Origin of the sequence: Natranaeroarchaeum sulfidigenes (genome assembly GCF_017094485.1) — an archaeon.
Taxonomy (GTDB): Archaea; Halobacteriota; Halobacteria; order Halobacteriales; family Natronoarchaeaceae; genus Natranaeroarchaeum; species Natranaeroarchaeum sulfidigenes.
In genome coordinates this window covers 1,819,331-1,834,055 of sequence record NZ_CP064786.1, presented here as the reverse complement: position 1 = coordinate 1,834,055, position 14,725 = coordinate 1,819,331, and the positions used below count along the sequence as shown (strand labels likewise).

Genomic DNA, 14,725 nt, shown 5'->3' with positions numbered 1-14,725 from the left:
TTTTGTGTCGGGCCGCCTGGCCTGAGTTCTCAGGGGTTGTATGAGCACGTACTCGCCCGAAACTATTACGACGACAGACGACGCATCTATGAGTGGATGGCTGAAGCTCACGGCTGTGTGCTGGTCGTCGACGACGATCCACGGGTGGCACGCGTCTACGCCGAGCAACTGCGCAACGCCCACACTGTCAGAGTCGCGTACAGCGGCACGGAAGCACTGGATAGTCTCGACGATGATGTCGACATCGTCCTGCTGGACCGACGGATGCCCGGGCTGACCGGTGATCAGGTACTCGAACGGATTCGCGAGCAGGACTTGAACTGTCAGGTTGCGATGGTGACTGCGGTCGAACCCGACTTTGAGATCATCGATATGGAGTTCGACGAGTACCTGTTCAAACCAGTTACTGGCGATCAGCTGCTCACGACGGTCGATCACCTGCTCCACCGAGCCACGGTCGATAGCTCTTTGCAGGAGTTTTTCCGCCTCGCGTCGAAACGCGCCGCGCTCGAAGCCGAAAAATCACAGACTGAACTCGAACACAGCGACGAATTTTCCGAACTGACGTCGCAGTTCGAGCTACTCAGAGATGAGCTGAGAGACTCGCTTGACGAACTGGGTGATGACGAAGCGTTCGAGTTGGCCCTTTCGAGATGGGACTGACATCGTGGTGTCCCGATAACCTGTTTCTGACGTACGACGACAGTATTTAGATACCGTAGCGTGAACTCCCGATCGAATGCTGGAGGACGTAAACGTCGCGCTCGGAGTGACTGGAAGCATCGCCGCGGTCAAAACCGTCGAGCTAGCCCACGAGCTCCGTCGCCGCGGCGCATCGGTGCGAGCCGTGATGAGCTCTGGCGCGCGCGGGATCGTCCACCCATGGGCAGTCGAGTTCGCAACTGATCGACCGGTAGTCACGGAGATCACCGGCGACGTCGAACACGTCGAACTCTGCGGTCGCGAGGGCTGGGCCGACGTGTTGTTGATCGCCCCGGCAACGGCAAACACCGTCGGCAAGGTAGCCAGCGCGATCGACGATACGCCCGTCACGACGTGTGCGACGACTGCGCTCGGGGCCGACGTACCGGTCGTGATCGCCCCCGCGATGCACGAACCGATGTACGATCATCCCGGCGTACTGGACGCCATAGAGCGCGTCGAGGAGTGGGGAGTCGAGTTTGCCGACCCACGCATCGAGGAGGGGAAGGCGAAGGTCGCTACGGAGGACGCGATCTGTCTGGCTGTTGCTCGCGCCGTCTTCGCCGATCGGAACGAGGCCGCTCTTTCGGATGAATCGGTCGTGGTGACTGCCGGCGCGACCGCGGAGGAGATCGATCCGGTCCGGGTGCTGACCAACCGCTCGTCGGGCCGGATGGGGCGGGCCGTCGCGCGCGCCTGCTACGTCAGAGGTGCCGACGTGACGCTGATACACGGCCCCGTCGGTCCGCACCCGCCCACCTCGTTGGGACTGAATCCGAAGGCTGACGATCCGGCCGTACCCTACGCGGAGCTTCACGAGGTGTCGGACTCGGCGGCGATGCTCGCGGCGGTCGAGGGCGCCATCGAGGACGCCGATGCGCTCGTCTCCGTCGCCGCGGTGGGGGATTACACCACGGACGAACACGCCGACAAACTCCGGTCCGGTCAGGATCTGTCGCTGGATCTCCGCCCGACGCCGAAGATAATCGATCGAGCCCGCGAAACCCAGCCGGAGCTGCCCATTGTCGGTTTCAAAACGGAAACCAGTGGCGATGACGGAGCGATGGTCGATGCAGCACGCGATATTCTGGATCGTGCGGGGCTCTCCTTTGTCGTTGCCAACGACGCGAGCGTGATGGGTGCAAAGGAGACACGCGCGCTATTTGTATCTGAAGAGAACGTCGACGAGGTTGTCGGATCGAAAGAAACAGTTGGGGGCGTGGTCGCGGACAGAGTCGCCACGCTTGGGTAGCAAGACAGCTCGGGCAATCCGTGGCCGCCAGTGCTGCGACGAGTTTTTCCAGCAGGATCCCATTTTGCTCGGTTCGATATCCAGTCAAGTTCGAAATGGTTTTTGGGACGCCAAATTATCGTTCTGGTAACGACAATGTACAGACGTTACGCCGACTGGAGGTGTACGGATGTCGGGTGACCGAACGTTCACTATCTCCCCTCATTTCTCGATAAACGTCCCGTTCGAGGGAGGCCTCGGTCCCTCGGAGTCCGCACCGGAGCAGTTCGGTGTCGGTCGTGGACCACTCGGTTCCGAAACGGAGCCGGAGAGGGAACCATGTGGACAGTCGGGAGTGAGGTAACCCATCATGACCAACAGTGGTGGGATTCTGGTCCCGGTTGGACCGTCACGCACACTCGAAGAGACTGTGGCACACGCCGTGGAGCTGGTTGATACGGAGGGTGGAGATATCCACCTAATCAAAACCGTCCCCGGCCACCACGTCGAGCGAGACGAAGTGTCGCCGGACCAGCGAGTCCTCGACCGGGCCGAGCGGTTTGCCAACAAATACTCGACTGGAGCGATCTCCGTGCGGACGGCCCTGCTTGGCACTGAAGAGTATATTGCTGGCCCGGCCGAACACGTCGAGTTTTACCTCGAATACATGAACGAACACGAACTCGATCGGATTCTGGTCGATCCCGGGTTCTCGTTCGACGCGACGGCACCGACGTTGCAGTCGCTCGAGGAGCTGCTCGACGAACTCGGGATCGAGTACGAACTGGCGGACGTCGGCGACCCGGACTGGAAACCGACGCGGGGGGAACTGATCCGTGGTGGTGTGATCGGTGCTGCCGCGTTCGGGTTCTACGTTGCCCTTGGCGGACCGACCTACTGGTTTGCGATCTGGTCGGGTGTTGTGACGGCACTCATCTCCGGGATACTTCTACGCAACGTCGTCTTCGAGACGACACCACGACTGCGACAAGGTGTGCGGGTGTTCGCCAGGCTCGGGATCTTCGTTCCCTCGTTGTTGTGGGAGATCGCGAAAGCGAACGTCCAGTTCGCGTACGTGGTCTTACATCCACGGCTGCCGATCGACCCGCACCTCGACCGGGTCGAGGGGGCAGTCGGCGATGGAAAGTCGGTGATGGTGTTCGCCAACAGTATCACCCTGACACCGGGAACGATGGCGGTCGATGCGGACGGCCACCACCTGCTGATCCACTCGCTCAACCGGAGTGCACGTGAGGATATGCTCGACGGCGTTCACGAGTCTGCCGTCAGAAAACTGTTCTACGGCTCCGGCCGTCAACGAATGGAGGGCCCGGGGCCACGCGAGGACTTCGAGCCGCTTTATGGCTCCAGTATCCGGGATCGAGACGGACGAGGATCAGACGACTCCAAACAGGAGGATACACAATGAGTGATATACTGAGTACCGCACTGCTAGCCGCCGCGGGCTTCATCGTCCTCATCTCGGCCGCAGTGCTCTATCGTGTGATCGCCGGTCCGACGACGCACGATCGAGTGATGGCGGTCAACATCATCGGAACGAGTATCGTGGTGATACTGGCGTTGATCGCTGCCGGTCTGGACCAGCCGTCGTATCTCGATATCGCGATCGTCTACGCCCTGCTCAACTTCGTTTTGAGCCTGATCGTCGGACGGGCGACCTACGACCCCGAGGGGGTGGAGTGGCGATGAGGCCGACGGATGTAGTCGTGTTGTTGTTCGTCGCGATCGGAATCTTCTTTATTTTCGTCGCGGCGGTCGGAATCCTCCGTCTTCCGGACGTGTACTCGCGAGCACACGCTGCGACGAAGGCGGACACGTTCGGTGCGGGGTTTACAGTCGTCGGCGTGGCGCTGTACTTCGGCACCCCCGGCGAGGCTCTCCGGGCCGGCCTGCTGCTGGTGTTTATTTATTATACGAACCCCACGGCGGCTCATGCGATCACTCGGGCTGCTTACAGCCGCGGAATCGATGTTTGGACTGCCGATGACGACAGCACGGAGGAGTCAGGATGATACTGCTCGAACTATCGTTGATCGCGTTCGTGATCGTCGGTGCACTGTTCGTCGCGTTCGCAAACGACACCGTTGGCGCGATCGTTACGTTCGCTGCTTTGACGCTCGGTATCGCCGTGATCTGGGTGCTGCTGGCCGCACCGGACGTGGCCCTCATCGAAGCGGCGATCGGTGCTGGAGTCATCTCCGTCCTGTTCGTCATTGCCGTGGTTCGGACCGTCGGCATGTCCGGCGGGGAAGGACGTGCCGAAGGGGGACTTCGATCACTGCGTCCCGTCAACGTCCCTGCTGTCGTTGTGGTGGGCGCACTCGCGGTTCCGCTCGCGTACACGTTCGTATCCCTGCCCGAGATCGGCGCAGCGAACGCACCTGCGGTGTCCGAAACGTACTTCGGTGGCGAGGATCGGACGCCGTACGGGTACTACATCCAGGAGACGGTAGAGGACACCGGATTTACCAACGCGGTCGTCGCCGTGCTGGTCGTGTACCGTGGACTCGATACGCTGGGGGAGCTCATCGTCGCCTTCGCGGCGGCCGTTAGCATCCTCGTCGTTCTTGAACGGGGTGATCTGCTATGAGCGACGATACCTCCGATACCGAGGAGCCTGCGGACGAAATTCACGGTTATTCGATCGAACGGGCGGCAGGTGAAGAGCCCGAAGAGGTCGAGTCGGCCATCGCCGGGCGGATGGCTCCGATTGGGCCAGAACACAGCATAACCGACCTCAAGCGTACGACCGACGTGATCGGGAGTCCGGTGATCAGAACTGCGTCACGAACACTTACTCCCTTCGTCGTCGCGTTCGGGATTTATCTGACGCTGTTCGGTACCGATCGGCCAGGTGGTGCGTTTCAGGGCGGCGTCGTGATGGCGTCCGCAATCGTCCTCATCGCAATCTCGTTCGGGTTCAGAAACACCCAGGAGTGGCTCGACGCCCGCGCACTTGCGGGGATGTTCCTCCTCGGTGCCGGTATTTTCGGTGCGGTGGCGTTCGGCGCGCTCGTGTACGGCGGGGCCGTGCTCGAACTGTTCGTCTTCCCGCTATCGGTCGAGAACATGGTCAAGCTTGTCGAAGTCGCGATCGCAGCGCTGGTAACCGGTGTAATAATCGGGCTCATGTTCTGGATCGCGACCGGGTTTCAGTCGGGAGGTGAGGATGCATGATCGAGATCGGTGCCTATCACTACTACTTCACGTCGTTCGCGCTGTTCCTGATCGGGCTGTACATGATGATCGACAACCGAAATCTCATCAAAAAAGTGATCGGGCTGAACTTCACACAGATCTCGGTCTACCTGATGTTGGTTACGATCGGCTATGTCGATGGGGCGACGCCACCGATCCTTGGCCTCGAAGAACCACACTCGAATCCGCTGGTGCATGTGCTTGTACTGACTGCTATCGTCGTTGGCGTCGCACTGACCGCACTGGCACTGGCGCTCGTGATCCGGTTGTACACTGAGTTCGGGACGCTCGATGCAAAGGAGATCGAGGCCCAAATCGCGGCCGACGACAGGACCGCGTCCAACCGGGGTGGGAACGATGAGTAGCCTCGCTGCCGCGGCCGTTCCGGCAACCGCGACGACGGAGGTCTGGTCGCTCCGACCGGCCGCGGTGCTGGCCATTCCGATCGTCGCCATTTCGCTCATCTTCCTCTCGAAGGACCGGCCGAACGTTCGGGAAGGGTGGTCGCTGCTGGCAGCAGTCTCGATGTTCGCCATCGTCGCGAGCATGGTCCCGCCGGTGCTCGATGGACAGGTGTTGTACACCGATCTCGGGACGTTCGTCAGCGATATCGAGCTTCAAATCCGTGCGGACGCGCTTGGGATGGTCTTTGCACTCGTCTCCAGCGGACTCTACGTTGTGACTGTCCTGTACAGCATCGGCTACATGCGGGGTCATCACGAACCGTTCCAGACCCGGTTCTTCGCGATGCTGTGTACCAGCGTGGGTGCGGCCCTGGGTGTCGCGTTCGCCGCGAACCTGTTCGTCCTGCTGATCTTCTATGAGATCCTGACGCTGGCGACGTATCCGCTCGTGGCACACGACGAGTCGCGCGAGGCACGTGTCTCCGGGTTCAAATATCTCGCCTACGCGCTCTCGGGCGGGATCGCGATTTTCGGCGGTATGATCGTCGTGTTCGCCCTCACTGGTGATATCTCCTTTACCCGTGGTGGAATCGAGGGAATGGCGGCGATCGCCGAGGAGAACACCTGGGCGGCCCGTGGTGCCTTCGCCCTGCTCGCCGGTGGGTTCGCGGTGAAGGCCGGGCTGATGCCGGTTCACGCCTGGCTCCCGAGTGCTATGGTCGCGCCGACACCCGTCTCCGGGCTGTTGCACGCGGTCGCAGTCGTCAAGGCCGGGGCATTCGGCATCGCCCGGACCGTTATCGATGTCTTCGGTCCGGCGACGGTCGGGGATCTCGGGATGGGAGTCCCGCTTGCGATCCTCGCGGCCACGACGATACTGGTTGCGAGTCTGTTCGCGCTCCGTCAGGATAATCTCAAGGCCCGGCTCGCCTACTCCACGATCGCGCAACTGTCTTACATCGTCCTCGGACTCTCGTTGCTGACCTCGCTGGGACTGATGGGCGGGCTGTTACACATCCCGGCCCACGCGTTCGCGAAGCTGACGCTGTTCCTCTGTGCGGGTGCCCTGTACATAGAACTAGACGTCAAGTACATCAGCGAGATGGCTGGCGTCGGCAAACGGATGCCGATCACGATGGGTGCGTTCGGGCTCGCCAGCTTTAGCATGGCTGGCATCCCGGTACTCGCCGGCTTCGTCAGCAAGTGGCACATTATGGCTGGTGGTGTCGACGCGGGCTATCTGCTCGTGGTGCCCGTGCTGGTGCTGTCGGGGGCGCTCAATATCGCGTACTTCTGGCCGATCGTGTACACGGCGTTCTTCGAGGACGAAGAGGCGGCCGGACAGAAGCCGGTCGTCGAGCACCGGTTCGGCGGCGAAACCGATCACGCCGCGATTCGGCCCGACGGCGGGACCAGCGCGGATGATCATCACGGCCACGAACAGCTTCCACCGGCCGACGGCTGGGATCGTGCCAGCCTGCGCGTCGAGGAAACGACAGTGTTGATGCTCGTACCACTGATGACGACAGCGACCCTCATGCTGCTGTTCGGTATCGCTCCAGATCGAATGGTGTTCCTGGAACTAATCCAGTTGATCGTCGACGGTGCAATGGAGGTGAGCGCGTGATGGAGGCGTTGTCCTCACTCCAGCCTGCACTGCTGGTCCTGTTCGCAGCACTGCTCGTCCCTGTCCTCTCCCGCCGACTAGCTCACGCGGTCGGCGTCGTCTCACTACTCGGGGTCGTCGTCTGGGCGGTGCTCGTCCCCGACGGTATCGGCCCGACCTACACGTTCATGGGGTTCGAGCTGATCCTTCTGTCAGTCGACGACTTCACCCGACTGATGGCGATTATCTTCGGTGGCTTCGGTGCTGCAGCCGTCGCCTACGCCTACTACGCCGACACCGATCGACGACATCTCATGTGGGGGCTCGCGTACGTGGGCCCGTCCATCTGGACGGTCACGGTCGGCGACTGGCTTGCACTCCTGATCGGCTGGGAAGTGATGGCCATCGCCAGCACGGTGTTCGTCTGGCTCTCCGGTGGTGCTGCGATCCGTGCAGGCTACCGCTACGCGATCGCACACGGAATCGGTGGGAGCCTCCTGCTCGGCGGCGTCGTGCTCTATCTGGTGTCGGCAGGGGCGGATCCGACGGCACTGCACTTCGACGGCACCGGCATCACCGGCTTCGAGACGGCGATCGCCGGGACGACGGTCTCGCTGGCCGCGCTGCTGGCCGGACTCGGAATCGGTGTCAACACGGCGATGGTCGGGCTACACACCTGGCTTCCCGACACCTACCCCCGCCCGAACGTGGCCACGTCGGTGTTCCTCGCGTGTTATACCACGAAGTCGGCGGTCTACGCCGCCTACCGCGCGTTTCCCGACGGGAACGTCTTGTTGGCGTTTATGGGTGCTTCGATGGCGATCTACGGGGCCAGTTACGCGCTGGCTCAGAAGGACATGCGCAGACTGCTGTCCTATCACATCCAGTCACAGGTCGGCTTCATGCTCGCCGGGATCGGCATCGGGACCTCCCTCGGGATCGCAGGCGGGTTCGCACACCTGTTCAACCACATCCTCTACAAGGGACTGTTGTTCATGGCCGCCGGGATCCTGATCCTCCAGCTTCGCAAGGAGAAACTGAACGAGTTCGGAGCGATCGGGACATCTGCACCGATCGCACTGGGCCTGTTCCTCGTCGGTGCACTCTCCATTACGGGCGTTCCGGGGTTCAACGGGTTCATCAGCAAGGGCATGGTGATGGACGCGGCCGACTACCAGTTCGTGGCACCGGGAGCGCTTCCCGCCGACACGCTGCTGTGGATGCTGTACGTCGGTAGCGTCGGAACCTTCGCCTCGTTTATCAAGTTCGGATACTACGCGTTCCTCGACGGTGAGCCCATCGAGAGCACCGACGCAAATCTTGGACACGCCCTCGTCGGGGGGGTCGTCGCCGCGGGCTGTATCGTCTACGGCGTGTACTATCAGGGCCTGTTCGCCATCCTCCCGGAGATCGGAAACGTTGGCATGGAACTGGACCCGTACTCCACGTCGCACCTGCTCAAGGCCGTCGGACTGGCAGCAGGTGGACTCGTCGTGTTCGCCGTGCTGAAACGTCCGGTGCTGGATTCACTCCACGGTGGGACTGACGTCGACCGTATCTACGATCCGGTGGCGTTCTTCGGGACGCGCTCGCTCTCGGGCGGTATCGGCGGCCTATACAACCGAGTCGACGACGCCGTCGTCAGAACGGGCTGGTCGCTGGTCGGGACTGCCCACGATCCGAGTCGTCGAATCCGCGCGCTTCTCCCGGAGCACTGGCGTGAACGCTATGACCAACGGGTCGAACGGACGCCGGGGAAGACCGGCGGTAAACTCGGTATCGGGCATACGATCTACGTTGCGACGGGCGTGTTGATGCTGGCGCTCGGACTGGCGCTGTTCATATAACAATGATGGAAACTATACACTATGGCCGGCCGGAACGTCGAGACGAGCACTGCACCGACCTGCCTTGTGACGGCGTTACTCCGGGGGTGAGCTATTCGTGACGGATCTTCAGTGGCTCGTCGCAGCGATCGTACTCGTCCCCCTGCTGACGGCGACACTACCGGTAGCAGCGAGCTTGCGGTGGGACAACGTCGGCTGGGGGATCGCCGCGACGATCCTCTCGCTGACCTTCGTCACTGCAGTGATGACCACCGTGTCAATCTACCGCGAGGGGCCGATCCGGTACATGCTCGGGGGGATCGAGTGGCCCTACGGGATCGAGCTCTTCGCCGACGAGTTCTCGATGCTGGTCGTTTTGCTCGTCCTCTCGATCTGTCTGGGAGTACTGGTGTACACCAGAATCGCCGGGCCCCGTGGGAACTACTTCTATGCGGCGTTCATGTTGCTGACTGGTGGGATGCTCGGGGTCGTCCTTACTGGCGACGTGTTCAACCTCTACGTGTTCCTCGAGATCATGGCGATCGCCTCGTACGCCCTTGTGTCGGCCTCGAAGTACCGCTGGTCGACCTACGCGGCGTTCAAGTATCTGCTGGTCGGAACCGTCGGTGCCTCGTTCTATCTGCTGGGCGTTGCCCTCATTCTGGCGGCGACGGGGACGCTGAACATGCACGACCTGTCGATCCGCCTCGCCGAGGCGGGCTACACCGAACCGGTCGTGATCGCGGCGTTCGTGCTGATGGGGATCGGTCTCGCGATCAAGATAGCCCTCTTCCCGCTCCACACCTGGCTGGCGGACGCCCATGCCTCCGCGCCCGACGGTATCAGCGCCGTCATCTCCGCACTGATGCCTGCAGTAGCGGTCTACGCGTTTGCACGGATCCTCTTTACCGTCTACACACCAGCATTTCTGGAGGCAAACCCGATTATCGGACAGCTCGTGCTGGTCGGAGCACTGTTTAGCCTCTTTGCTGGGAGCCTCTTTGCACTCTTACAGGACCATATCAAGCTCGTTCTTGCCTACTCGACGGTCTCGCAATTCGGGCTGATTCTCATCGGCATCGCCGTCGCAAACGATACGGCGCTGTTCGGTGCCATGCTGCAGATCTTCGGTCACGGCATCGTCAAAGCGTCGCTGTTCTTGCTTGCTGGAATGTTCGCCCTCCGGTTCGGGGGCATTCGCACGGTCGAGGAGTACTCCGGACTCGCGAAACGCGCTCCGGTGATGGCCGGAGCGTTCGCCCTGCTCGGCATCGCGATGATCGGGCTGCCGCCAACGGTCGGGTTCGTCGGCAAGTGGTACATCGCGGTGGGTGCCTTCGAGGAAGGGCTCTGGATCGTCTCCGCGCTCGTCCTCGGTAGTACGCTCCTCTCTGCGGGCTACATCCTGCCGTTTCTCAACCGGATCTATTTCTATCCGTTCGACGGTGAGGACGACGGCAGCGACTCGATCACCGCCGGGATGCTTGCGATCATCGTCGTTGGTGCAACGATCGGACTTCTGCTCGGGTTTGCCGCAGCGGATCTCCAGGCTGTTCTGCTGAGTGCCGTCGAACAATTGCTAGAGTGAGCCCCGACCGTAGCGGTTAACACCGGTCAACCCCTGATTCCGGTGAATGTCCCGATCCGATCCCCCACCCGTCGAAGAGACGTGGCGGCCACCGCGGCGTGCGACACTTCTGCTCGTGGTGGCGATCATCGTCGTCGGAACGCTCCTCGGTCTCGGCGCGTTCTATCTCGTCGGTAACGCCGAGGAAGCTCCTGACACCAGTTTCGATATCGAACAGTACGGGGAGGATGGACAACAACTCAGGCTCGGAAACCTCTCGGGTGAGAAGATCGACGACCCCGAGACAATTGTCGTCTTTGTCGACGGTGAACGCGTTGCTACTGGCTCCGACTGGGCGAACAGCGAGAATGGCCTCGACGAGGATAGCGCGCTGTACGTCGCCGAGGATTCCAGCGGCGAGGTTGTCGTGGCTGACGACCCCGACCACGATTCGTTCGACCGGGGGCTGATCGCCACCACTGGCGTGGAGATACTCTGGGCCAGCTCTTCGACCGATAGCACCGCCGCACTGGCCACGCACGAAGTCGAATTCGTCGATACGTGACCTGCTGTGACTCACGTTACCACGTGCATCAAATCCTTTAAACGTAGTTCGGACGTAGGTATGGTGTGAGCGAAGAATCTGGGCGTCGAAACCTTCGAATGCCCGACGACAATGAGGTATTTGCAGTCGTCACCGAACACCTCGGTGGCAACCACGTACGACTCCGCTGTGCTGACGGCGAGGAGCGGCTCGGCCGAATCCCCGGGCGGATGAAATACCGGACATGGATCAACGAGGACGACGTCGTCCTCGCCGAGCCGTGGGACTGGCAGGACGAGAAAGCCAACATCGAATGGCGCTACGACGGTCAGGCCGCGGATCAGCTGCGCCGTGAAGGCCACATTCAGTGACGTTCATCCGCGACTCCGAGTAGATTCTCCCGTCCGAACCACGGTCGCAGGCGGTATCTCGGCCGATCGAATAGCGATAGCGTTCTCCGGTTGTTGTCAAAAGAACACACAAGCTTCGAGGGCGACACCTAATACGTTGGCAAGTGCTCCGGAACAGACAGACGGTCTGACACACGACCGATAGGCGACGCCGAACTGCACCGTCGTTCGGATCCTGAATCCGTTATCGTCCGGTGAGCCGACGTGTCTGTGCAATGCAGAACTCTTGCCATGCCTCGGCCATCCGTGAGATCTTTGTCTGGAAAGTCACAGGCGACGGGTAGGGTGTCCGATCCGACGAACGATCGAACGTGGGTCGGCGCTCGACGACCGTTTCACAATCAGGGCAGCGACGGATCTCCGTTCCATCCTCGGTCTTCAGTTTCCAGTCGCCAACCGGTGGGCTCGTGTGATCACAGGAGGGACAGATGAGGGTGCATTTTTGCTGGCTATCGGGCGGTACTCGCAATCTGTTGGTGGAGGAACTCATTGGGAACCGGTAGGGGCTCGACGGAAGTAAACCCCGCGACAGCGTCGAAACGACCGTGAACGATCATTGGCAACCAACTGTTTCCGTCATCTTTACTTTCCGGGTGGAGTAGTCCCAACATGGACCAGTTGAAGCGGTCGCTCCTCGACGCGCCGATTATCGAAAAGAACGGCTATCATTACTTCGTCCACCCCATCAGTGATGGGGTCCCGATGCTCGAACCCGAACTCCTCCGGGAGATCGTTATTCGCATCATCCGCAAGGCGGATCTCGAAGACGTCGACAAGATCGTTACACCCGCCGCGATGGGGATCCACATCTCCACAGCGGTCTCGCTGATGACCGACATCCCGCTGGTCGTCATCCGCAAACGCCAGTACGGGCTAGATGGCGAGGTCGCGCTCTTTCAGGAGACCGGGTACTCCGAGTCCGAGATGTACATCAACGACGTCTACGAGGGCGACCGCGTGCTCGTGCTCGACGACGTGCTCTCGACCGGTGGGACGCTAAAGGCCATTCTCGGCTCGCTCGAAGATATCGGCGCGGACGTCGTCGACCTCGTCGCTGTAATCAAAAAAGTCGGCGGCGAGAACGCGCTCGAGGACGCGGCGTACGACGCGAAGACGCTTATCAACGTTGACGTGGTGGACGAAGAAGTCGTCATCGTTGACGAGAACGGCGACGATTGACACTGGATCACAAACCACTCAGGATAATCAGAACATATAACCCGTGGTTTTTGAAAGTTTGTTAAATATTCGGCACTGAATAAACATCTGTGCTGTGTCCCATTATTCGTCGGTAACTTTTTAGTGATCACCAAGCAATTGATGGATATGCCACGTTCCAACGAACGGCACAGTATTGACGATAATCGGCGAACCATGCTCGGCCTTCTGGGCGGAACCGCGACGGTCGGACTCGCCGGCTGTTCTGCGATCCTCGACGACGATGAGGAAGCGGAGAACGGTGACGAGAACGGTGACGAGAACGGTGAGGAAGAGACGGGGACGGAAGCCGACAAGGCACAGCGTGCCTGGGAGCGGGTCGTCGAAAATCCCGATCCAGAAGACGAAGACATCCGCAACGAAGCCTATCTGGAGATCGAGGAGGCTGTTCGAGATTCGGTGATCGCACTCCCGCTGTTTCACAACCTCGAAGAGCGGTTCTGGTACGATTGGGTGGATGTTCCGGAAACTGGCCTCCTCGGTGCTCACCACCAGCAGTACAATACTACGACCCTCGACGATGGTTCCGACGAACTCAACTTGATCAATGCGACGTTCGACGAGTTCGATCCGATCATGTCGACGGACACGGCGTCCAGTGCGGTGATAAACAACGTCTACGAGACACTCACCAGCTATCCAAACGGTGTTGCAGAACTCGAAAACCAACTCCTCGAAGAGTTCGAGGTGTCCGACGACAGCCTGACGTGGACGTTCACGATCAAGGACGACGTCGAATTCCACGGTGGCGAGGAGCTAACAGCCGACGACTTCGTTTACTCGTGGCGTCGTCTCATCGAGTCCGAGAACAGCGAGCGGGCCAACTTTGCACTGAACACGCCCGACGGTGTCGGTATTGAGCACGATGAAGAGGATGGTCCCGCCATCGAAGCACTTGACGACCACACCTTCGAAATCGAGCTCACGGGACCGACTCCCGGTGTGCTCGATATTGTGAGCTACAGCGGCTTCGCCGTGATTCCGGAAGGGCTCGTCGGCGACATCGACGGATACGACGGGGAGGTCGACCACGACGAGTTCCGTACCGAGATGGCCAACGGGACTGGTCCGTTCGAGTACGACGAGTTCACTCTTAACGAAGAGGTCCGGCTGACCCGAAACGACGACTATCACGGGGAAGTTGCCGACCTCGAAGCAGTGCACTGGGAGATCATCGAAGACGATGATGCGGCCTACACCTATGCGATGGAGGAGAACGCTGACATCTTCGGGATTCCGACAGCCCAGTACGACCCCGACCTCATCGATGCCGAGGAGGACGACCGTGGCCGGGAGATCGGCGAGTATGGACCACTCGAAAACGATGAGACGGCAAACTACCTCGCAGTTCCGGAACTCAGCACGTTCTACTTCGGGTTCAACGCCGACAGGGTTCCACAGGAAGTCAGACAGGCAGTTGCCTACGTCACTGACCACGAAGAGCTAGTCCAAGACGTCTTCGCGGGACGTGGTGTCGAGGCGTTCAGCTTCCTCCCACCCGCGTTAATGCCGATGGACGCCGAGGGATACGACGAGTGGGTCGACAACTGGCCGTACTCGCCCAACGAGACCGATGTCCAGTCCGCAGAACAGGTGCTGCAGGATGCGGGTTACAGTGACACCGACCCGTTCTCGTTCACTATAACGACCTACGAGGGCGACGAACCGTTCGCTGAAGCCGCCGAACAGACCCGTGATGCGCTCGCTGGGAGCCCAGTCGACATCGACCTCGAACAGGCACCGTTCGCAACGATCCAGAGCCGCGGTGAAGACGGGGATCTTGAAATGTTCTCCCTTGGCTGGATCTGGAGCTGGGAGGACCCTGCCTACGGTCACTTCGGCTTCGAGCCGAAAAACACCGATACGGAACTTCTCCCAACGGACGCGACGGGATATTACCTCGACTGGCAGGTCGAACTGGAAGAAGAAGCCTAACTAACCACTCGCTGTTATTTTATTGGATGGAAAAAGCTAAACCATACGGATAGAATAAACTAA

At 60.5% G+C, this 14,725-nt stretch carries 16 protein-coding genes; 15 read left to right on the top strand and 1 reads right to left on the bottom strand.

The window, feature by feature from the left end; all coding sequences use genetic code 11:
• Window positions 1-96 precede the first annotated feature (96 nt).
• The 13 genes from AArcS_RS09430 to AArcS_RS09370 all read left to right on the top strand — a co-directional run bounded on the left by AArcS_RS09430 (window position 97) and on the right by AArcS_RS09370 (window position 11,470).
• The gene (locus AArcS_RS09430; protein WP_238477171.1) at window positions 97-663 is read left to right on the top strand and encodes a response regulator; all 567 of its coding nucleotides are present in this window, start codon (window positions 97-99) and stop codon (window positions 661-663) included.
• A 76-nt stretch (window positions 664-739) separates the two neighbouring features.
• Window positions 740-1,954 carry a bifunctional phosphopantothenoylcysteine decarboxylase/phosphopantothenate--cysteine ligase CoaBC gene (coaBC, locus tag AArcS_RS09425; protein WP_238477170.1) on the top strand — a complete coding sequence of 405 codons (1,215 nt, stop codon included), beginning with the start codon at window positions 740-742 and terminating at the stop codon, window positions 1,952-1,954.
• Window positions 1,955-2,303: 349 nt separating this feature from the next.
• Entirely contained in the window at window positions 2,304-3,362 is a 1,059-nt protein-coding gene (locus tag AArcS_RS09420) for a monovalent cation/H+ antiporter subunit E (protein WP_238477169.1), read from the top strand.
• Window positions 3,359-3,643 carry a cation:proton antiporter gene (locus AArcS_RS09415; RefSeq protein WP_238477168.1) on the top strand — a complete coding sequence of 95 codons (285 nt, stop codon included), beginning with the start codon at window positions 3,359-3,361 and terminating at the stop codon, window positions 3,641-3,643. The genes AArcS_RS09420 and AArcS_RS09415 overlap by 4 nt, the downstream gene beginning before the upstream one ends.
• The gene (mnhG, locus tag AArcS_RS09410) at window positions 3,640-3,966 is read left to right on the top strand and encodes a monovalent cation/H(+) antiporter subunit G (protein ID WP_238477167.1); all 327 of its coding nucleotides are present in this window, start codon (window positions 3,640-3,642) and stop codon (window positions 3,964-3,966) included. Before AArcS_RS09415 ends, mnhG begins: the two co-directional genes overlap by 4 nt.
• Window positions 3,963-4,544 carry a DUF4040 domain-containing protein gene (locus AArcS_RS09405; protein WP_238477166.1) on the top strand — a complete coding sequence of 194 codons (582 nt, stop codon included), beginning with the start codon at window positions 3,963-3,965 and terminating at the stop codon, window positions 4,542-4,544. The genes mnhG and AArcS_RS09405 overlap by 4 nt, the downstream gene beginning before the upstream one ends.
• The gene (locus AArcS_RS09400; protein ID WP_238477165.1) at window positions 4,541-5,131 is read left to right on the top strand and encodes an MnhB domain-containing protein; all 591 of its coding nucleotides are present in this window, start codon (window positions 4,541-4,543) and stop codon (window positions 5,129-5,131) included. The genes AArcS_RS09405 and AArcS_RS09400 overlap by 4 nt, the downstream gene beginning before the upstream one ends.
• Window positions 5,128-5,517, top strand: a complete 390-nt coding sequence (locus tag AArcS_RS09395) for a cation:proton antiporter subunit C (RefSeq protein WP_238477164.1) — start codon at window positions 5,128-5,130, stop codon at window positions 5,515-5,517. Before AArcS_RS09400 ends, AArcS_RS09395 begins: the two co-directional genes overlap by 4 nt.
• The gene (locus AArcS_RS09390; RefSeq protein ID WP_238477163.1) at window positions 5,510-7,183 is read left to right on the top strand and encodes a proton-conducting transporter transmembrane domain-containing protein; all 1,674 of its coding nucleotides are present in this window, start codon (window positions 5,510-5,512) and stop codon (window positions 7,181-7,183) included. Before AArcS_RS09395 ends, AArcS_RS09390 begins: the two co-directional genes overlap by 8 nt.
• Window positions 7,183-9,009, top strand: a complete 1,827-nt coding sequence (locus AArcS_RS09385) for a Na(+)/H(+) antiporter subunit D (RefSeq protein ID WP_238477162.1) — start codon at window positions 7,183-7,185, stop codon at window positions 9,007-9,009. Before AArcS_RS09390 ends, AArcS_RS09385 begins: the two co-directional genes overlap by 1 nt.
• Window positions 9,010-9,106: 97 nt before the next feature.
• Window positions 9,107-10,576, top strand: coding sequence for a monovalent cation/H+ antiporter subunit D family protein (locus AArcS_RS09380; RefSeq protein WP_238477161.1), 1,470 nt, complete (start codon window positions 9,107-9,109; stop codon window positions 10,574-10,576).
• A 46-nt stretch (window positions 10,577-10,622) separates the two neighbouring features.
• Window positions 10,623-11,120, top strand: coding sequence for a hypothetical protein (locus tag AArcS_RS09375; RefSeq protein ID WP_238477160.1), 498 nt, complete (start codon window positions 10,623-10,625; stop codon window positions 11,118-11,120).
• Between the two features lie 65 nt (window positions 11,121-11,185).
• A complete protein-coding gene (locus AArcS_RS09370) occupies window positions 11,186-11,470 on the top strand; it encodes a translation initiation factor eIF-1A (RefSeq protein WP_259372665.1) in 285 nt (94 codons plus the stop codon).
• Between the two features lie 223 nt (window positions 11,471-11,693).
• On the opposite strand, the gene AArcS_RS16055 is transcribed toward AArcS_RS09370, so the two are convergent.
• Entirely contained in the window at window positions 11,694-11,999 is a 306-nt protein-coding gene (locus tag AArcS_RS16055; protein WP_510627367.1) for a DUF8106 domain-containing protein, read from the bottom strand.
• Window positions 12,000-12,118: 119 nt separating this feature from the next.
• On the opposite strand from AArcS_RS16055, the gene hpt reads away from it, so the two are divergent.
• Both hpt and AArcS_RS09360 read left to right on the top strand, forming a co-directional pair.
• Window positions 12,119-12,688, top strand: a complete 570-nt coding sequence (gene hpt, locus AArcS_RS09365; RefSeq protein ID WP_238477159.1) for a hypoxanthine/guanine phosphoribosyltransferase — start codon at window positions 12,119-12,121, stop codon at window positions 12,686-12,688.
• 195 nt (window positions 12,689-12,883) lie between these two features.
• Window positions 12,884-14,662, top strand: coding sequence for an ABC transporter substrate-binding protein (locus AArcS_RS09360; RefSeq protein ID WP_375139659.1), 1,779 nt, complete (start codon window positions 12,884-12,886; stop codon window positions 14,660-14,662).
• Window positions 14,663-14,725: the final 63 nt, after the last annotated feature.